Source organism: Acidimicrobiales bacterium, assembly GCA_036378675.1.
GTDB lineage: Bacteria > Actinomycetota > Acidimicrobiia > Acidimicrobiales > Palsa-688 > DASUWA01.
In genome coordinates, this window is the sequence record DASUWA010000007.1 from 73,568 (window position 1) to 91,773 (window position 18,206).

The 18,206-nt window shown below is 66.5% G+C and carries 19 protein-coding genes; 8 read left to right on the forward strand and 11 right to left on the reverse strand.

Annotated features, from left to right (window positions below; all coding sequences use genetic code 11):
• Positions 1–30 precede the first annotated feature (30 nt).
• Positions 31–1,134, reverse strand: coding sequence for a D-alanine--D-alanine ligase family protein (locus VFZ97_02520; GenBank protein ID HEX6392286.1), 1,104 nt, complete (start codon positions 1,132–1,134; stop codon positions 31–33).
• Positions 1,135–1,216: 82 nt separating this feature from the next.
• Here VFZ97_02520 and murF point away from each other — a divergent pair, with 82 nt between their 5' ends.
• Complete coding sequence (gene murF, locus VFZ97_02525; protein HEX6392287.1) at positions 1,217–2,593, forward strand: UDP-N-acetylmuramoyl-tripeptide--D-alanyl-D-alanine ligase; 1,377 nt, start codon at positions 1,217–1,219, stop codon at positions 2,591–2,593.
• Positions 2,594–2,610: 17 nt separating this feature from the next.
• On the opposite strand, the gene VFZ97_02530 is transcribed toward murF, so the two are convergent.
• Together VFZ97_02530 and VFZ97_02535 are read right to left on the reverse strand one after the other, a co-directional pair.
• Positions 2,611–3,444, reverse strand: coding sequence for a polysaccharide deacetylase family protein (locus VFZ97_02530; protein HEX6392288.1), 834 nt, complete (start codon positions 3,442–3,444; stop codon positions 2,611–2,613).
• Positions 3,445–4,620 carry a steroid 3-ketoacyl-CoA thiolase gene (locus tag VFZ97_02535; GenBank protein ID HEX6392289.1) on the reverse strand — a complete coding sequence of 392 codons (1,176 nt, stop codon included), beginning with the start codon at positions 4,618–4,620 and terminating at the stop codon, positions 3,445–3,447.
• 66 nt (positions 4,621–4,686) lie between these two features.
• Between VFZ97_02535 and VFZ97_02540 the strand changes: the two genes are divergently transcribed.
• Both VFZ97_02540 and VFZ97_02545 read left to right on the forward strand, forming a co-directional pair.
• The gene (locus VFZ97_02540; GenBank protein HEX6392290.1) at positions 4,687–4,878 is read left to right on the forward strand and encodes a hypothetical protein; all 192 of its coding nucleotides are present in this window, start codon (positions 4,687–4,689) and stop codon (positions 4,876–4,878) included.
• 45 nt (positions 4,879–4,923) lie between these two features.
• Positions 4,924–5,874 (forward strand): LLM class F420-dependent oxidoreductase, encoded by a 951-nt coding sequence (locus VFZ97_02545; protein ID HEX6392291.1) that lies wholly within the window; start codon positions 4,924–4,926, stop codon positions 5,872–5,874.
• Between the two features lie 19 nt (positions 5,875–5,893).
• On the opposite strand, the gene VFZ97_02550 is transcribed toward VFZ97_02545, so the two are convergent.
• The 5 genes from VFZ97_02550 to VFZ97_02570 are packed head-to-tail and all read right to left on the reverse strand — an operon-like array spanning position 5,894 to position 9,204.
• Positions 5,894–6,163, reverse strand: a complete 270-nt coding sequence (locus tag VFZ97_02550) for a hypothetical protein (protein ID HEX6392292.1) — start codon at positions 6,161–6,163, stop codon at positions 5,894–5,896.
• A 31-nt stretch (positions 6,164–6,194) separates the two neighbouring features.
• Positions 6,195–6,797: a DsbA family protein gene (locus VFZ97_02555; protein HEX6392293.1), complete on the reverse strand. Its 603-nt coding sequence runs from the start codon at positions 6,795–6,797 to the stop codon at positions 6,195–6,197.
• 8 nt (positions 6,798–6,805) lie between these two features.
• On the reverse strand, positions 6,806–7,381 hold the full coding sequence (locus VFZ97_02560; GenBank protein HEX6392294.1) for a phosphatase PAP2 family protein: 576 nt from the start codon (positions 7,379–7,381) through the stop codon (positions 6,806–6,808).
• Positions 7,382–7,400: 19 nt separating this feature from the next.
• The gene (locus VFZ97_02565; GenBank protein HEX6392295.1) at positions 7,401–8,270 is read right to left on the reverse strand and encodes a PD-(D/E)XK nuclease family protein; all 870 of its coding nucleotides are present in this window, start codon (positions 8,268–8,270) and stop codon (positions 7,401–7,403) included.
• 10 nt (positions 8,271–8,280) lie between these two features.
• A complete protein-coding gene (locus VFZ97_02570; GenBank protein HEX6392296.1) occupies positions 8,281–9,204 on the reverse strand; it encodes an alpha/beta hydrolase in 924 nt (307 codons plus the stop codon).
• 23 nt (positions 9,205–9,227) lie between these two features.
• Here VFZ97_02570 and VFZ97_02575 point away from each other — a divergent pair, with 23 nt between their 5' ends.
• Positions 9,228–9,617, forward strand: coding sequence for a nuclear transport factor 2 family protein (locus tag VFZ97_02575; GenBank protein HEX6392297.1), 390 nt, complete (start codon positions 9,228–9,230; stop codon positions 9,615–9,617).
• A gap of 57 nt (positions 9,618–9,674) precedes the next feature.
• On the opposite strand, the gene VFZ97_02580 is transcribed toward VFZ97_02575, so the two are convergent.
• Complete coding sequence (locus VFZ97_02580) at positions 9,675–10,640, reverse strand: DUF72 domain-containing protein (protein ID HEX6392298.1); 966 nt, start codon at positions 10,638–10,640, stop codon at positions 9,675–9,677.
• 31 nt (positions 10,641–10,671) lie between these two features.
• Between VFZ97_02580 and malQ the strand changes: the two genes are divergently transcribed.
• From malQ to VFZ97_02595, 3 genes are read left to right on the forward strand one after another with little or no spacing between them, the layout of a single operon-like run.
• Positions 10,672–12,543, forward strand: a complete 1,872-nt coding sequence (gene malQ, locus VFZ97_02585; GenBank protein HEX6392299.1) for a 4-alpha-glucanotransferase — start codon at positions 10,672–10,674, stop codon at positions 12,541–12,543.
• 11 nt (positions 12,544–12,554) lie between these two features.
• Positions 12,555–13,637, forward strand: coding sequence for an ATP-dependent DNA ligase (locus VFZ97_02590; GenBank protein ID HEX6392300.1), 1,083 nt, complete (start codon positions 12,555–12,557; stop codon positions 13,635–13,637).
• A 29-nt stretch (positions 13,638–13,666) separates the two neighbouring features.
• Positions 13,667–14,200, forward strand: coding sequence for a 2'-5' RNA ligase family protein (locus tag VFZ97_02595; GenBank protein ID HEX6392301.1), 534 nt, complete (start codon positions 13,667–13,669; stop codon positions 14,198–14,200).
• Here the strand turns inward: VFZ97_02595 and VFZ97_02600 are convergent.
• Positions 14,197–15,096, reverse strand: a complete 900-nt coding sequence (locus VFZ97_02600; GenBank protein HEX6392302.1) for an SDR family oxidoreductase — start codon at positions 15,094–15,096, stop codon at positions 14,197–14,199. The two genes, VFZ97_02595 and VFZ97_02600, sit on opposite strands and share 4 nt — an antisense overlap.
• Positions 15,097–15,252: 156 nt before the next feature.
• Here VFZ97_02600 and VFZ97_02605 point away from each other — a divergent pair, with 156 nt between their 5' ends.
• Positions 15,253–16,695, forward strand: a complete 1,443-nt coding sequence (locus VFZ97_02605; GenBank protein ID HEX6392303.1) for a S8 family serine peptidase — start codon at positions 15,253–15,255, stop codon at positions 16,693–16,695.
• Positions 16,696–16,747: 52 nt separating this feature from the next.
• Here the strand turns inward: VFZ97_02605 and VFZ97_02610 are convergent, their stop codons facing one another.
• Positions 16,748–18,064 carry a geranylgeranyl reductase family protein gene (locus tag VFZ97_02610; GenBank protein HEX6392304.1) on the reverse strand — a complete coding sequence of 439 codons (1,317 nt, stop codon included), beginning with the start codon at positions 18,062–18,064 and terminating at the stop codon, positions 16,748–16,750.
• Positions 18,065–18,206 lie beyond the last annotated feature (142 nt).

An 18,206-nucleotide genomic window follows, 5' to 3' on the forward strand; every position in this document is an offset into this window, starting at 1 on the left:
CCCGTTGTCCGACTGACATTCGGTTCCGGGTCAGCGGTGGGTTTGGAACTGCCCCCGTCTTTCCGCCCTTCGCAACGCTTGGCCGACCAGCTCGTCCACGAGTTGCTCGTAGGGGACGCCTGACGCTGCCCACAGTCGCGGGTACATCGAGATGGGCGTGAATCCAGGGATCGTGTTCACCTCGTTCACCAACAGGCCGCGGCCGCCCTCTTGCCAGAAGAAATCAACTCGTGCCATCGAGTCGACCCGAAGGGCTTTGCAGGCGGCCACCGCGAGATGGCTCATCTCGTTCGCCACTTGGTCGGGGACGGAGGCAGGCACGTCGAGAGCAGCGGCGCCGTCGAGATATTTGTCCTCGAAGTCGTAGAACTCGTGGCTCGGCTTGATTTCACCGGGCAGCGAAGTCCGAAGCTCCGGCCATCCAAGAACGCCCATCTCGAGCTCGCGCGCTCCCGAGACGGCTTCTTCGATGATCGCGAACTCGTCGTAGAGCCGCACCTTGTCCAGCGCTGGCGCCAGCTCCGAAGACTCGTGCGCACAGGTGATCCCTATCGACGACCCCATGTTCGCGGGCTTGACGAACACCGGCCATCCGAGTTCGTTCTCGACCCGCCGGATCAATTCTCTCAGGTCGTCGAACTCGCCTTCGCGAAGGAGCAGGTAGCGTGCCTGGGGAAGGCCTGCCGATGTGAAAAGAGACTTGGCGACGCCCTTGTCCATGGCGGCCGAAGATCCGGTCACCCCACTGCCGCAGTATGGGACGCCGGCGATCTCGAGGAGGCCCTGCACCGTTCCGTCCTCACCCATCGGCCCGTGTAGCAGGGGGAGCACCACCAACGGACCGGCGTCGCTATCAGCGGTGACCGTCTTAACCGGCTCGAGCGCTTTGTGACCCTTGATGGTGTCCGGCGACGGCAGCGCCACCTGACCCCCCGTGCCTGCGTCCAGAACCGCGGGCGTGGCATCGGTCCAACGCCCGTCGCTCGTGATGCCGACCACCTTGAGGTCGTACTTCTCGGAGTCGGCGGCACGGACGACATGCAACGCCGAGATGCACGAAACCTCGTGCTCGGCGGAGCGGCCGCCGTACAGAACGAGCAGCCGGACTTTCCGTCGCGGCGTTTCCCCGGCCATCGCCGAGTTACGCTACTTGCCCTTCGCCGAAAAGCCCGTCACCCTCCCGCGGGTCCCGCCGTTGACCTGCGATTATCGGTGGGTGGAGTGGACGCCAACGTCAGTGGCCGAAGTGACGGGCGGCAGGCTCGTGTGGCCAGTGCGGCGCGCCGGCGATCCATCCGACTTGCCGGCGATCACCTTGTTTGGGGTCTCGATCGACTCCAGGCTGACGCAAAGGGGCGAGCTGTTCGTGGCGATCAAAGCGGAGCGTGACGGCCACGATTTCGTCTCCGCCGCAGTCGACGCCGGCGCAGCGGCCGTGATGGTGAACCACGGAAAGGTGGCCGAGGGTCTGCGTGTGCCCGCCGTTGTCGTCCAGGATACGGGCGCCGGCTTGCTGGCACTCGGTTCGGCGGCGCGCGACCGGCTCGCGGGTGATGTCGTCGGGATAACCGGGTCGGTGGGAAAGACCTCTACCAAGGACCTGGCCGCCGCGGCGCTCGGAGCGGCGAGACGTGTCACCGCGAGCGAGCGGTCTTTCAACAACGAGCTTGGCGTTCCGCTGACCCTCGCCAACGCGCCGGCATCGACCGAAGTGGCGGTCATCGAGATGGGCGCGCGAGGACCCGGTCACGTGGCGCTTCTTTCCCGGATTGCTCGACCGACCGTCGGAGTCGTCACATGCGTCGCAGCCGCGCACACCGAGTTGTTCGGCTCCATCGACAACATCGCCGCCGCCAAAGGCGAGCTCGTCGAATCGCTGCCGGCGGGAGGGACGGCTGTACTGAACGGCGACGACCCGCGCGTGGCGGCGATGGCTAACAGGACCAAGGCCCGTTCGCTCCTGTACTCGACCACGCAACCAACAGCGGACCTGTTCGCCGACGGCATACAACTCGACGATCAACTCCGCGCCAAGTTCGACGCGCGCACACCGTGGGGGACCGTCGCTGTGACGCTCGGCGCGAGAGGTGCGCATCAAGTGCCGAACGCGCTCGCCGCGTTGGCCATCGCATGCGTGTGCGGCGTGGAGCTCTACCCGGCCGCGGCCGCGTTAGCCGACGCGCGCCTCTCCCCGTGGCGAATGGAGGTGGGGCGCTCCCGGGCAGGTTCGTTCCTTATCAACGACAGTTACAACGCCAATCCGACTTCCATGAGGGCCGCTCTCGACGCGCTCGCTGCGGCTCCGGCGCGCCGGCGCGTGGCGGTGCTCGGTGAGATGGCGGAGCTTGGCAACCGAAGCAACGAGGAACACCTCGCGGTCGCCGTTTACGCCGCGCAGTTGGGCATCGAGGTCATCGCTGTCGGCACCGCCGCTTACGGTCTGCAGCCGGCTGCCGGGATCGACGACGCCGAACTTTTGCTCTCCGACCTTTCTGCGGGGGATGCAGTCCTTGTGAAGGCGAGCCGCGTTGCCGGGCTAGAGCAGCTTGCCGCCCGGCTTGCCAGCGACTCTTCGGACAAAGACCCCGCGTAATACGCGGCTAACCCCCCTCAGCGACGTTGCAGGTCGCGCAGTTGCCGGTAGCCGATCAGATGGACGCGATCACGCCTCGCAAGAACTTGGAGGGAATCTGCGGTCATGGCCAGGTCGTGATCGGCGACCCTCGCCGCCCAGTCCGGGGCGATCGACCGCAGCTCAGCAGTGTCGAGAGCCGGCCGGAGAACGACTTCGGTCACTCCCGGACGGATGTCGGACAGGAGCTGGTCGAGCGCCCCGCGCGCGCTTTGGTTACGTGAGACTCGCACGAGGTGATCGGGCGAGATGACGCCTTCCTCCACCGCCCGTTCCCTGAACGGAAAACCCCACTGCCGTTCGGCTCCTACTCCCGGCAGCCGCAGCGGCAGCCGGAATTCGGCGGCCAGCTCGAGCGCGACATCGAAGAACTCCGGACGGAAGTCGAGCGCTCCGAGGTGGGCGCTCACGTGGCTCACATCGAAGCCCCAGTAGATCGCCCTCTCGATCTGAGCGCGGCACTCGCGGTGCACTTCCTCCGTGTCGGCGTGGTCCCAGAGATCATCGACCGTCCGTGGGAAACCGCCGTCGCCGTCGAGCAGCGAAGGACTCTGGGTTATCGGGCCCCACCTGTAGAGGTCGTATTCGGCGTTGAGCGTCAGGTGTACTCCGACGTCCTCACCGCGGTAGCGCGCAGCGGCCTCACGCGCCCAAGGGCCAGGGACCACGAGCCCTCCGACCCTGCCCATTCCCTCCCGCAGTGCGCTGTAAACGCCGGCGTTGCTCGCGAACGTAAGGCCGAGGTCGTCGCACGTGACGATCAGCAGGCAGGCGTCAGGCGGGTAGCCGAGCGCTTCGGCGAGTGAGGTCAATCAGCGCTCGAGAACGGTTCCGGTGCCGAGTCCACCGCCACAGCACATGCTGATGAGGGCTCGCCTTCCCCCGGTTCTCTCCAACTCGTGCAGCGCCTTGGTCAGCAGCACCACGCCGGTTCCGCCGAGCGGGTGTCCGAGTGCGATCGCTCCACCGTTGACGTTAACCCGGTCGGGGTCCGACTTCACTTCCCTCTCCCAAGCGAGAACAACGGACGCGAACGCCTCGTTGATCTCGAACAGGTCGATGTCATCTATCGCCAGTCCGGTTCTCTCGAGGAGGAGGTTCGTCGCGTCTATCGGTCCGGTGAGCATCAGGACAGGGTCGACGCCAACGAGACATTGCGCGACGACGCGGGCCTTGGGAGTGAGGCCGAGCTGCGCGGCTCGTTCGGGTGTCGTCAGGAGAATCGCTGCCGCGCCGTCGGATATCTGCGACGAGCTGCCGGCGGTGTGGACTCCGTCCGGCCGGGCGACCGGCTTTAGGGATGACAACGCCTCGAGCGTCGTTTCGCGAAGTCCCTCGTCCCTGGCGACCTGTTTCAGCTCATCGGTAGGGTTGCCTTCGGCGTCAAGGACTGGTGCATCGACGGCCGTGATCTGGGTGTCGAACCGCCGTTCATTCCACGCCTGCGCGGCGAGCTGCTGTGAGCGCAGCCCGAACGCGTCTGTGTCGTCGCGGGTGATGCCCCACTTGTCCGCGATCCGCTCGGCTCCCTCGAACTGGGACGTGAGCTCGTACCGGGAAAAGTAGGTCTTCGGGATCGGCACCCCGAGGCCAAGCTTCTTCGAGGAGTTAGAGCCGATCGGGATCCTCGTCATCGACTCCACCCCGCAAGCGACGGCGACGTCGACTACCCCGGAGGAAACCAAACTGGCCGCGAGGTTCGCCGCTTGTTGGCTCGAACCGCACTGCGTGTCCACGGTCGTGGCCGCGGTCGTCATGGGAAAGCCGGCTGCCAGCCACGCGGTGCGGGCGATGTTGAACGCCTGCTCTCCGACCTGGGACACGCAGCCGCCGACCACCTGTCCGACCTCGGCCGGGTCGACGCCGGTCCGCTGGAAGAGCGCGGTCAGAGCGGTGCCCAGAAGATCCGCCGGGTGAACCCCGGCCAGGCCTCCGTTTCGCTTCCCTACAGGGGTCCGGACCGCATCGACGATGACAACTTCAGACATGACCGGACTCTACCTGCGGGCAACGGCCCAGGCGTAAGCGTCACACCCTCCTGGGATCATTTCGGCATGCCCCAGCAGCTGGTTCTGATCGATCCGGAGAGCGATCTGCCGCGGCCCGCCGGCGCCGCCGGGGTTCGCGCCGGCGAGGATTGGCACCTCGACGCGGAGACCCGCGAGATCGGGCTTCGCGGGATCGCCGAAGCTAGGAGCATCCTCCTCGCGGACGCCAGGCACGCCGGAGAGCGCAGCGCAGCCTGACCGGCCCCGGTTCGGCGCCGAGGGCGCCGGGCTAGCATCCGCCTGATGGGCTACGGAATCACGATCCCTTTCGATGGCGTACCTCTAGCCGACCACCGACCCTGGATCGAGGAGCTGGTGGACCTCGGGTACACCGACGCGTGGTCGGCGGAGGCAGACGGGAGTGACGCGTTCACCCCGTTGGCCGTCGCCGCAGCCTGGACTTCGTCGCTGCGGCTGGGCACCGCGATCGTCCCCGCTTTTACGCGGGGCCCTGCGCTGATGGCCCAGTGCGCCGCGGCGATGGCGGAAGCAGCTCCAGGGCGTTTCGTGCTCGGAATCGGCACCTCGTCGGACGTGATCGTCGAGCGATGGAACGGCATCCCGTTCGAGGAGCCGTACAAGCGGACCAGGGATATGGTCCGTTTTCTCCGGCGGGCGCTGACCGGCGAGAAGGTCGACGAGGAGTTCGACACCTTCAAGGTGAAGGGTTTCAAACTTGGCCGGCCGCCGGCGGTAGTTCCGCCGATCCTCGTGGCGGGCCTTCGTCCCGGAATGCTTCGCTTGGCCGGTCGGGAGGCCGACGGCGCGGTGATCAATTGGCTGGGCGCCGACGACGTTCCGAGGGTCGTGGCCGAGGTCGGCGAGGGAAAGGAGATAGTCGCCCGAATCTTCGTCTGTCCGAGCGAAGATGCCGCGACGGTGCGAGCGATTGGCCGGCGCCTAGTAGCCGCTTATCTCAACGTGCCGGTGTACGCAGCCTTCCACGAGTGGCTCGGCAGAGGCCAGCTTCTGGAGGGCATGTGGAAGGCCTGGAAGGCGGGCGACCGAAAGCTTGCGCTAGAGGAGATCCCCGACGAGGTGGTGGACGCCCTGATCATCCACGGCTCGCCGGCGGAGGTCCGGGCGACCGTCCGGCGCTACATGGACAACGGTGTGACGACTCCTGCGCTAGCAGTGATCCCGATCGGAGTCGATTTGCGCCAGGCGGTCCGAGACCTGTCCCCGACGGCCTGACCGTTCGCTTGGTCTGGCGTTAAAGCAGGCGCAGCTGCTCGCTTCTCGCCACCCTGTCGGGTAAGGGCTCCCACCGCTTCGCCCCTCTCGGGCCGGCGCACGGCACCTCGAGGCGGTCAACCGGAAGGCTCCTGGCGTTCCCGCGCCCGTCGGTCACAGCGATGCTTCCGTCTCGTTCTCTGTGGGTGACCACGCCGGTTTTCCACCGCGACCCGGACTGGCCTTTCCAGCGGACTCGCTCCCCGGGGGCGAGTCCCAAGATCGCCAAACCGTCCGGGCCCTTTGTCACCCGGGCGAAGTTAGCTGCCCACCGGCGAGGGTTAGCGGCTGATGCGGGTGTACTTGAACTCGTTCAACTCGGGCCAGTCCTGCATCAGGTCGATGATCCGTTCGATGGTTGACGTGGCCAGCTTGCCGTCGCCTTCGGGCCGATTCATCAGCCGCACGAAGACCGCGTGATTATCCAAGGTGAACGTCGGGACGCCGAACACATCCAGGCTGCTGACCGCGTCCTCGTGCTCCTTCCGGAACACCTCAAGGGGCCAACCTTCGTCCAGTTCTCCCAGGACAGCCGCTCCGTCGACGCCGGCGTCGTCGAGCACCCGCGCGATGTTCTCGCGATCACGGAGGTCCAGCGCCTTGTCGTGCCTGGCTCCAAAAAGCGCCCAGTGGGCATCGAAAAACTTCTCTGGCTGGCGGTCCCGGACGACTATTCCGGCTTCGTTGGCCATCAGCCCGGGATACCTGTCAGGTTCGTCCCAGACGGGAGGATTTCCCTCAGCGACGTGGGCCTGGTCAAGGGAGAAGGCGAGGAATTTGACGTCCCACTCTGCACCCGCCTCGAGGGCGGCCATGATGTGCTCGTGAGCGTTACGGGCAAAGGGGCAGCGGTAATCCCAGGTCACGCCGAACGAAGTGCTCATGCCAAAGGTCAACGTAGCTCGGCCGCCGGCGATTCCTTCGTTAAGGGAAACAATTTTCTGACTAGCTGGCCCATGGCCGCTCCGATGATGACCCCACCGAGGACGTCCGATGCGTGGTGGACCTTGACATGGACCCTGCTGGCGGCGACCACGGCCGCGAGCGCGTAGTAGATCGGCCAGTAGGGGTCGTCGTCGCTCAGCAGGGCGGCGCCGAGGAAGGCCGAAGTGGCGTGGCCGGAGGGAAAGCTGCTGGTCCTCGGTTGTCGGACGTTCCACGGTCGTGGTTCGTCGTGCATGGGCCGGGTCCTGCGGAACATCCATTTGACCGGGCCGTTGACAACGGCCGACTCGACAGCCAGGCCGGAGACGGCCCGGAGAAGAGGGCGCTGCCAGTTCCCGCCACGCCGCCTGGCTGCTTGAAGGCCGGCGAAGGCGAGCCAGAGGATGCCGTGATCTCCGACTGCGCTCGCGGAGTACATGACAGCGTCGGCGAGTGGGTTGCCGCGCAGGTATGAATCGAACCAGCTGTCGACGGCATCGTCCAAGCGGGCGAATGCCGGGGGGATCGGGATAGTCAGGGGCATTCGGCCTCTTGAGCTCGGGTCACGCCAGAGCTGACACCGCCGGGCCGTCCGTAATGATCGGGATCGACGCAAAAGAAACGTCCCGTACGTCGGCGACCGGAGTCGGAAGACGGGACAAGTCCCCGCCCATCGCCGGACAAAACTCGTGGTAGGCGCAGAAGTCGCACAGCCTTCCAGGCCGCGGCCGGAAGTCCTCCCGTTCGCAGGCCTGCTCCACGGCGGTCCAGATCGCCAACGACTGCCGGTGCAGGGCGCGTATCGACTGCTCCGACGGTGTCGTCGAGATGGCGATTGGTTCTCTCAGGTGAAGGAGCTGCACGCGCGCAGGCCGCCGGCCGAGCACCTGTTCACAGAGATACGCATAGAAGTGGACCCCTCCGAGGCGGGACTGCTCGTGCCTCGGGCCGGGGGCTTTGCCGGTCTTGTAGTCGGTGACGACCAGATCGCCGGCGGGATCGAGTTCGAGCCGATCGATGATCCCTGACAACTTCAGCGTCCCGACCGAGACCGACATTCTGAGCTCGGTCCCCAGAACGCGCACCGCGCGGGGGTCTTCGAGGGTGAAGTAGTTGCGGATCAACGCTGCGGCATCCTCGATGAATTCCGCCCGCTGCTCCTCGGACAGCCCTAACGCTCCGTACTCCCCACCGTCGAGGACTTCCGGCACGGCCCGGGACAGTTTGGCCGTCGCAGCACTCTCTGTCCGTCCCGCCGGCTCCTCTTCCCACATCAGGAGCTGGAGCGCCCGGTGCACGAGGGTCCCCTTCGCAGCTTGGGCTGACGGGGGTTCGGGAAGCCGGTCGATGTTGGACAGCCTGAACGCGAGCGCACAGTCCTTGAACGAAGACACTTTCGAAGGCGACAGCGATGTCGGAAGCGGCAGGGACATCGGCTCCAGGCTAACTAGGCCCTGCGACGATCATGGTGGACTCCCCGGCGGCCCAACCGCCGGGCGCGGCACCGAGCGCCTCTGCGGCTATCTCGGCCACCTTGGCGGGTTCTTCGAACGGTCCAAAATGGTCCAGCCCGGGGACGCGCAAGGCGGCGCCCCGCGGGATCTGTCGGGCGATCCTCTCGACGATCGAGCTCATCGGGTCGTTACCGTCCCCGCCGCCGAGCACGGTCACGGGCGGCCGCAAGGACGGAAGGGAGTTCCAAGCGCCGCTCGTAACGGCACCCTCGTAGACCGACGCCTCCTCGTCCGGTGCGCAGGCGAGGGATGCATGACCGCTCGCGTCGTCGACGAACCCGAATTCCACATATGCAGCCAGAACCTCTGGGTCGAACCGAGAGAAAGGCGGCTTCGCCCTGTAATTGTCCCAAGCGGCACGCTTCGACGGAAAGGACGCGCGTCTCTTGCGTGCAACTTCGTCGAGACGCGGGCCTGCGGTGGGAGCGACCTCGGAAAAAAGGTCCGGAGGCACCACGACAGGCTCGAAGCACGAAATCCCCGCGAAGGTACCCGGCCGTCTCGTCTCCGCCAGCACCAGAACGGCCCCTCCAAGGGAGTGCCCGAAGCCACGCCACCCTTCAAGGCCGACTTCGTCCAGCACGGCGAGCAGGTCGTCGACCATGAGGGACCAATCGTCGTAGCGGCCGTCGGGAGACTTTCCAGACGCACCGTGGCCGCGATGGTCGAGCGCCCAGACGTCGAAGCGGTCGGCCAGGGCTGTCGCGAACGGGATCCAGCACCTCCCGTGGAAGCCCGTCGCGTGGGCCAGGAGGAGCGGAGGACCATCGCCACCGTAGTGCCATGTGGCGACTTCGACTCCGCCCGCTCCACGGGCACGCGGACCGGCCTTCGGCGACGGGGGGAAGTGCATGGGGCCGAAGGTATCGTCTTGCGGTGGACGACGTCGCCTCGCTCCTCGCCGCCAACCGCCGCTACTACGACGCGTTCGAAGCGAAGGACATGGACGCGATGTCCGATCTTTGGGAACGGTCGGACCGAGCGATTTGCACTCATCCCGGGTGGGCCACCCTGGAGGGGTGGGGTCCTGTTGCCGCATCCTTCTTCGCGTTGTTCCAGGGTGGGCAGCACATCCAGTTCGTGTTGACGCGGGAGACTCCTGTGGTGGCGGGAGAAACGGCGTGGGTGTCGCTCGACGAGAACCTTCTAGGCGACCAGGGCGGGGTCACGGTGGCGACTGTGAACATCTTCGTCAGGTCGGACACCGACGGCTGGCGGATGGTGTGTCACCACGGCTCGGTGGTTCAGCCGGGGCTGAACCACTAATCTTCGGCCTCGCCGGCCCTCTGGCTCACTGATCGTCGGGCCCGCTGATCCTCTGGCTCACTGATCCTCCGCCAGCAACGCGGCCAGCGTCGTCGCGTTGTCGACGGCGTCGCTGCCCCAGACGTTGTCCATGAGCACGTGGACCTCTCGCGAAGACGTCGCCAGATCGGAGAGGCGCGGGACCCAGTCGCTCAGCTCCTCGATCCGGTACCGGTAGGGCCAGGTCCAAGGCTCGTCGTCCACATGGCGTCGCCCGACGAACCTGACCACGCCCACCTCGCTCGTGACCGCGCTGACCGGGGGCAGCGCCCGGGGGCCTTCGGATGGCCCGTCGACGCAGACGAATCCAAGGCCGTGGTCCTCGAGCCATTCGAGAGTCGGTTCGCACGCGTCGCCATCCAGCCATTTCGGGCTACGGAACTCGACGGCGAGCTGGACGCCCGGGAGGCGGTGCTTCGCCAGGGCGAGCTCCGCCCAGGCTTCGGGGCGGGGAGTGAACCAGGACGGGTACTGAAGGATGACCGCTCCGAGCCTTCCCGCGTCGCTCAGCGGGCGGATCGAGTGGGCGAATCTCTCCCAACACTCCTCATAGGCCTCGGGCGAGAGGTGGCCGGGGTACAACCGGCGCTGGTCGCGCGACGTGTCCTTTACCTGGTCCTGCAGATCCGGCCACAGCGAGTCGGGCATAGTCGGGGCCCCGGTGAGCAATGACCATGCGCGCAAGTCGAACGTGAACCCCTCGGGAGTGCGCTCGACCCACTGGCGACTCAGCTCCGGGGTGGGCGGAAATCTGTACGTTGTCGCGATCTCGGCGACTGGAAAACGACTCGCGTAGTACCACAGCCGTTCGCGCGCCTTCATGGTCTTCTTCGGGTAGAAGGATCCCGATTGAACCAGGCTCTTATCCGCCCACGAAGTCGTGCCGAACAGGACCCGGGCATCGCCGACCGCAACGCACGCGGGTCGAGGTCCCGATAGGCCATCATCGATGCCGTGAGTGATGCCGGCGGCGCCTTCAACCATCCGGCGCGAGCGTAGGCGGCGGTCTGGCGACATGACCGACGCCACCGGATGGGGAGTCGACAACGGCTACTGGGACGTCGCCGGCACGTGGCATACGACCACCGACGTCACCAAGGGGAAGATTCTCGAGGCGATGGGTGCCGACGTCGCCGAGCCGCCCCGACCGGGCGCGGTGACCGTCAGGCTCGATCACCCGCTGCCGACATTTCCCAGGGGACTGGTATCGATCGAGGGCGGGGGAGAGATCGCGGTGGACGGCCCGTTGCCCCGCGACCTGCCGGCGGGGTATCACCGATTCGAGGCCGAGGAGGGTGAGTCGTTTTCGCTGATCGTGAGCCCCGGGCGGTGCCCGCTGCCGGTCGTCGAGTCTTGGGGGTTCGCGGTGCAGCTTTACGCAACCCGCTCGAACTCGAGTTGGGGAATGGGCGACCTGGCCGACCTGCGGAACCTGGCGTCCTGGTCATCCAAACTCGGCGCCGGGCTCGCCGTCGTGAACCCGCTCCACGCAACGGCACCGGTGGTACCGCAGGAGCCGAGCCCATACTTCGCGGGCAGTCGATGCTTCATGAATCCCCTCTACCTGGCGGTCGAGGAGGTGCCCGGCGCGGCCCAAGTGTTGGACGTCGAACAGCTCGCCGCGGAAGGCCGGCGGTTGAACGATCACCGTTTGATCGACCGCGACAGTATTTGGGCGGTCAAATCACGCGCTTTGCAGGCTGTCTTTGATTTGTCGAGCGAGCGCGGCCTTCCTGATGAGTTCGATCGCTACAGGAGATCGAGGGGACTGGCGCTGGAGAACTTCTCCACCTACGCCGCGCTGTCCGAGGCTCATGGCGCCCGTTGGGTGGATTGGCCCTCCGACTACCGCCATCCGGAGAGCACGGCGACCAAAGAGTTCGCTTCGAGCCGTGAGGGCCTGACCCGCACGACGTTCCACGCCTGGCTTCAATGGCTTCTGGACGTCCAGCTGCAGGGAGCCGCCGGCGCGTTTCCCTCCGATGCGGTCGGGCTCGTCGCTGACCTCGCGGTAGGCGTAGACGGAACGGGCGCGGACGGCTGGATCTTTCAGGACGAGTTCGCTTCGGGGATGACGATCGGCGCGCCTCCCGACGAGTTCAACACCATGGGCCAGAACTGGGCGCTGCTTCCATTCGATCCGTGGCGGTTGCGAAGTTCCGGCTACGGGCCGTGGATCGAGTCGCTCAGGGCATCCATGCGCCACGCGGGCGGGATCAGGATCGACCACGTGATGGGGCTCTTTCGCTTGTTCTGGATCCCCGCAGGTAGTGAGCCTGCCGCTGGGGCTTACGTCCGCTACCCCCACCACGACCTACTGAACATCCTTGCGCTGGAGGCCGAGCGCGCCGGCGCGGCCGTCGTCGGTGAGGACCTCGGAACGGTGGAAGACGCGGTGCGCGCTGATCTAAAGGAGCGGGACGTTCTTTCCTACCGGGTGTGGTGGTTCGAACCCGAGCGGCCGGACGCATGGCCGCGCAAGGCTCTCGGCGCGGTCACGACCCACGATCTCCCGACCATCGCCGGCATCTACGGCGGTTCCGATCTGGAAGCGCAGAAACGCCTCGGTCTCAATCCGAACGAGGATGCCTCGGAGAAGCTGCGCGAGCGCCTGCTGGAGCGGACGGGAAGCGCCGAGGAGACCGACGTGGCGACCGTCATCGAGCGTGCGTACGCCGACTTGAGCAACGCTCCCTGCTTACTGCTCGCTGCGAGCATGGAGGACGCGCTGGCGGTGGCAGACCGGCCGAACATGCCGGGGACAGTCGACGAGTGGCCGAACTGGCGCGTGGCTCTTCCTTTTTCAATCGAGGAAATCCAAGTCCACCCCCTGCCTAAGGCGGTCGCACGGAGCTTGAACCGCGGCGGTCGCTCCGGCGAGCCGTAGGATCGGCGGCGGTGGATCTTCCAGTAAACCCCCCGGTTTCGCCGATGCTCGCAAAGCTCTCACGCGACCTTCCGGTTGGTGACTACCTCTACGAGCCGAAGTGGGACGGGTTCCGGTGCATAGCCTTCCGGGACGGGGACGACGTTGTTCTCGGCAGTCGCAACGAGCGTCCATTGACCCGGTACTTCCCCGACGTCGTCGAGGCGATTCGTGACCAGTTCCCCCAAAGGTGTGTCGTCGACTGCGAGATCGTCATCGCTGGACCCGACGGTCTCGACTTCGACGCCCTGTCGCAGCGCATACACCCAGCCGCCTCCAGGGTTTCGATGCTCGCGCGGACCACGCCCGCCTCCCTAGTCGCTTTCGACCTCCTCGCGATCGGAGACGAAGATCTTCGAGAAACCCCATTCGCCAAACGGCGCGAGCGCCTCGAAGATGTTCTCGGCGGGTGCAAGCCACCCATTCATCTCACTCCCATGACTTCCGACCCAAAGGTCGCGTGGCAATGGTTCGACCGTTTTGAGGGAGCCGGACTTGACGGCGTCGTCGCAAAGCCGGCTCTCCTGACGTACCAGCCTGGGCAGCGGGTGATGTTGAAGGTGAAGCACGAGCGAACCGGCGACTTTGTAGTTGGGGGGTTTCGCTGGTACCAGGCGAACAGAGAGGTCGTAGGGTCGCTGATGCTGGGGCTCTACGAAGGGGACGACCTTCAGCATGTCGGCGTGATCGGCGCCTTCCCGGCGGCGCAGCGCCGCGCGCTGGTCGACGAACTACAGCCCTACCTAGATCTGCGCGGCGTCGATCATCCGTGGGGCGGTTGGGCGGAGTGGGCGGTCACCGACGGAGGCGCCGACGGGCGAAGGCTTCCTGGTGGGGCAAGCCGGTGGAACGCGCAGAAGGACTTGAGCTTCGAACTGCTGAGACCTGAACTGGTGGTCGAAGCCGCCTTCGAGCATCTGCAGGGCCGCCGTCTGCGCCATACCGCCCGTTTTCGGCGCTGGAGACCCGATCGTGATCCGCGGAGCTGCACCTACGACCAACTGGACGTTGCCGTTCCTGCGCTTCTCTCCGAGGTGTTCGGTGCACGGGGCTAGTCGCGACGAGCAGGTATTTTGAGCGAGCGATGAACGCGGGAACCAGCAGCGGCCGAACGCAGAGTGCCGTGCTCATCCCGGTGCCGGAGGCGGACACGGTCGTTGGCAGGTGGCGCCACGAGTACGACCCGGTCGCGGCAGCGGGCGTTCCTGCGCACATCACCCTTGTGGTCCCGTGGCTGCCCCCATCGGAGATAACCGAAGACGATCTGGCCGAGCTCGACGGAGAGCTCGCGGACGTGAAGAGGTTCGAGTTCGAGCTGACCCACGTCGACTGGTTCGGCAGAAGGGTGCTTTGGGTCGCGCCCGAACCGGATCAACCTTTTCGCGACCTGACCAACCGGCTTGCAGACCAGTTCGGAACCCCACCGTACGAAGACGAGTTCGACGAGATCCGTCCGCACCTGACGGTCGCCCACGCGAGCGACGGCGTCGAACTGGTTCCGATCGCCGCGGATGTGACCCGAGGTCTGCCGCTTCGTTGCAGAGCCGAAGAGGTATGGGTGATGGTGGGGGACGGCGTCAAGTGGACGTGCCGTCACCGGACCAATCTCGCCGGCTAACCCCCGCTGATCATCTTGAACAGGAGCTGCATCTCCTCGCCGGGATTTGCCGGCACGGTGTAGCCGCTCTCGTCACGGATCTCACCGAAGTGATCGCGAACGTCCTCGAGGGTGAGCTTCGGGTTGTAGTAACCGGTGGTCATGCCGATGAAGAACCGGGCGACCCGTCCACCACCGACGGTGTAGATCTCTCCGGTGACCGGGCAATCCTCGTGAACAAGCCAGGCGACGATCGGGGAGACAAGTTCGGGATCGAGCTTCTCGGCAGCCGCACCCATGAGCTCCTCGGTCATCCGAGTCCTCGCGATGGGCGCGATCGCGTTCACCTTGATGTTGTACTTCGCTCCTTCATTGGCCAGAACTCGCGTGAGGCCGACCAGTCCCATCTTTGCCGCGCCGTAGTTGCTCTGGCCGAAGTTGCCTAGTACACCCGAGCCGGACGACGTGTTGACGATCCGCCCGTAACCCTGCTCGCGCATCTTGACCCATGCCGGCCTGGTCACGTAGAACGCGCCTTTCAGATGGACGTCGATCACCGGGTTCAGCAGATCGGGCGTCATGTTGTGGAACGTCTTGTCGCGGAGGATTCCGGCGTTGTTGATCACGATGTCGACCCGGCCATAGGCGTCGACGGCGGTCTGCACGATCTGCTCGCCGCCTTCTGGCGTCGAGACGCTGCTCGCGTCGGACAACGCTTCGCCACCTAGATCACGGATCTCCTTTGCGACCGTCTCGGCGGGGCCCTTGTCCGATCCTTCGCCGGATACAGATCCACCCAGGTCGTTGACGACGACCCTGGCGCCCCGGGAAGCGAGGAGCAGCGCGTGCTGCCTTCCGAGCCCGCCGCCCGCGCCGGTGATTACTGCGACTTTGCCGTCGTATCCGAGATCAGCCATGGCCGATGACGGTATCCCAGGTCGTCGATTTGGCTCCAACCCGGAGGCTTGTGGGTTTTCCTGTGGAAAAATTTGTCCCCGGGAAAAGGCCGCAAAAGCCGCGCTCCGGAGGGGGGTGGCTGGCGGTGGGCCACCTTGGCGTGGTCGAATTGATACGTGAAGGGCAGATTGGGCGCGTTCGTCCTTGGGGTGGTTGCCTGTCTGGCGGGATTGGTGACCGCGCCCCTTCTGCTGCGGGTTCCCGTAGCGTCCGCTCAGAGTGCGTGCGGTCCCGTGGGCCAGCCGTGTACCTGGAACTTCTCGCCGCTCGGCGCGAACGGCGGCGGCGCCGATGTTTACGCCGGCCAGGCGGCGGGTCGGGAAGGCGCGGGCGTGCTTGTGGCCGTGGTCGACACCTGGGTGGACCCGACGCATCCGGCCTTGGGCGGCCGGGTCGTCGACGAAGCCGACTGTGTGGGCGCCGGTGCGAGCGGATCTCCCGATCCCGGCTCCTGCCACGACCACCAGTACGGGAAGGATGCCTGCGATCACGGAACTCACGTGGCAGGAAGCATCGCTTCGTCGAACTACGGAGTTGCGCCTCGGGCGAACATCCTCGCGGTGCAGACGCTCACGGCGGATTCGAGTGGCAGCTGCTCGGGGGACCCCACCGATGTGGCGGCTGGCGTCCTTTTCGCAGCTCAGCATGGGGCCCGAGTTATCAACCTGTCGGTCGGTGATCTCTTGCCGGGTTTCACCCAAGATTCGAACCTCACCGCCGCGGTTCACCAAGCTGCCGCCCTCGGAGCGCTGGTCGTCTTCGCGGCGGGAAACAACGGTGCGCCGATCAGCGACAGCTACGGGTCCGACGCCCTCCTTGTGGCTGCGACCGGGCCAAGCGGTCAGCTCGCGGGCTACAGCAACGCCGGCGGAGGTGTGAGCCTGGGCGCCCCGGGCGGCGACGATGGCACGACTTGCATAGGAGCCTGCCTGATCGGGGGTTCCGGTTGTGCTCCGAACAACTGCGTCCTGTCGACCGTTCCGGGCGGGCAGTACGCGCTCATGGAGGGGACGTCGATGGCAGCGCCCCACGTCTCGGGAACCGCGGCACTTCTCTTCGGGGAGAACCCCGGTCGAAGCCGGGCCGATGTGATCCACGCGCTCCAAGCGACTGCCCATCCTCTGTCGGGAGCCGGCAGCGGACTCATAGACGCCGGCGCGGCGCTTGCGCTGGAACCGGCAGGCGCCCCGGCCGGAACTGTTCCGCCGCGTGCAGCTCCGCCACCTGCATCGAGTGGGACTCAGAGAGCGTCCGCAGCAGGCCTGTCTCGCCCTAATACGCCTTCGGCAGGCGTGCCCGCCGCGTCCAATGGGTCCGCGCTGCCGTCGTCGCCGACCATCGCTACGACGACCAGCCCCCCTTCCCCGAGCTCGGTTCCACAGACGCTCGGGAGTCTGCCGGGCCCCCGGTCGCCGTCACGTCGGTCTGCCGCTGCCGCAGTTCACGGCGGGACGTCTGGCACCAGCGATTCCGTTGCTGCCGCAGGCGGTGTTGCTGCGTTGCTGCTTCTGCTGGCGGGCGCGGGCACGGGTGTGTTCGCGCTCCGGCGGCGCGCCTAGGTAACACGCCCCGGCGAGCACAGCTTCGCCGCGTCGCCGGCGTCCCCCGGGGTCAGTGCTCGGCGTTCGGGCGGGAGAACGCGCCCGGTCGACTGAACATTCGCCTTTCCCAACGGTGGGGCGTAACGAGCGCGGCGCGCGGGTAGTCCTCGAACATCCAGCGGACGAAGTTCCGCCGTCCCCACGCGGATGCTTCGACGACCGACAGGGCTTTGCTGGAACCGCGGCGATGGGCGAGCACTCGGGACAACGACGCAGCGAGGTGGTCATCGACCGCCATGCCGAAGCGGATCTGGCGACGGTAGCGCCGAGCTGCCGCGGCGGGATCGTCGGGCCCGGCGCCGGCGATTGCCCTCGCCGCGAGCTCGCCGGTTTCGAGCGCCTGGGCGATTCCCTCCCCCGTCATCGGGTCGCATGCCCTCGCTGCGTCGCCCGCAAACAGAACCCGGCCGTCGAGCCCACTGAGAACGGTGCCTCCGATCCGTGCGGGAATCGGCCATGCCCTCCACGCGCCCACCGGCTCGGCCGCGGGGCCAAGAACCTCGGAGATATGCGGGCGGTCGCGAAGATCGATGACCTGCCCGCGAAGCCCTGTCGGCTCTTCCGCAGAGTCTCCCCCGTGAGCCGGTTCCCGGATCACTCCGTAGCCAACGTTGACGACTCCTCCGGCGAGCGGAAACGACCACGCGTAGCCCGGAATCATGTCCGGCTCGAACCAGACCCACAGCTTCTTGGCCAGAGGACCCGTATTTGCGTAGTACTGGCGCCCCGCCTGCCAGTCGCCGAGATATCCAGGTGTCGACAAGCCCAGCGCCTTGCGGACCGGAGACCACATTCCGTCCGCTGCGATCAGGTAGCGCGCGATCAGGTGGCTCCCGCCGGTTAGCTCGACGCGAAGCCGGGTCGAGACGCCTGTCCCGACCGTCGTCACCGTCTTGACGCCGGTGCCGGTGAACGGTTCTGCGCCGGCGCGGACGGCCACGTTCAGGATCTCCGCATCGAGCTCGTCTCGCCGGGCGGAGGCCGCGTATTGGTTGCCGTCGTCGGGAAGCCGGAGATCGACGCGCCGCCCGCCGGTCCCGACGATGGAGACGTCGCCGACCGGTTCCCACGATGGCACGCTCCGCGGATCGAATCCGAGCGCCTCGAGCCGGCGCAGCGCGGCCGTGGTCAGGCCGTCGCCGCAGCATTTGTCTCTCGGAAACACCGCCTTGTCTACGAGGGCCACGGACCTTCCAAGCCGAGCCAGGGTGATCGCGGCTGCCGAACCCGCCGGGCCGGCGCCGGCCACGATCACGTCGAACGATCCGAGCGACGGGCCACCCGACGCGCCAACGGGCTGCTCTACATTTGCTGGCGTCGCCCGCATCGGGTCAATCCTCGCAGCCGCCAAAGTCGATCGCCAGGAGGGGCGATCGAGGCGAAGCGGGAGCCTTTTTTCTCAATTTGGGGCCGTTTTAGGTGCTAAATTGCAACAAAAGCATGGAAGTGCAGCCCCGCGCAGGGGAGCG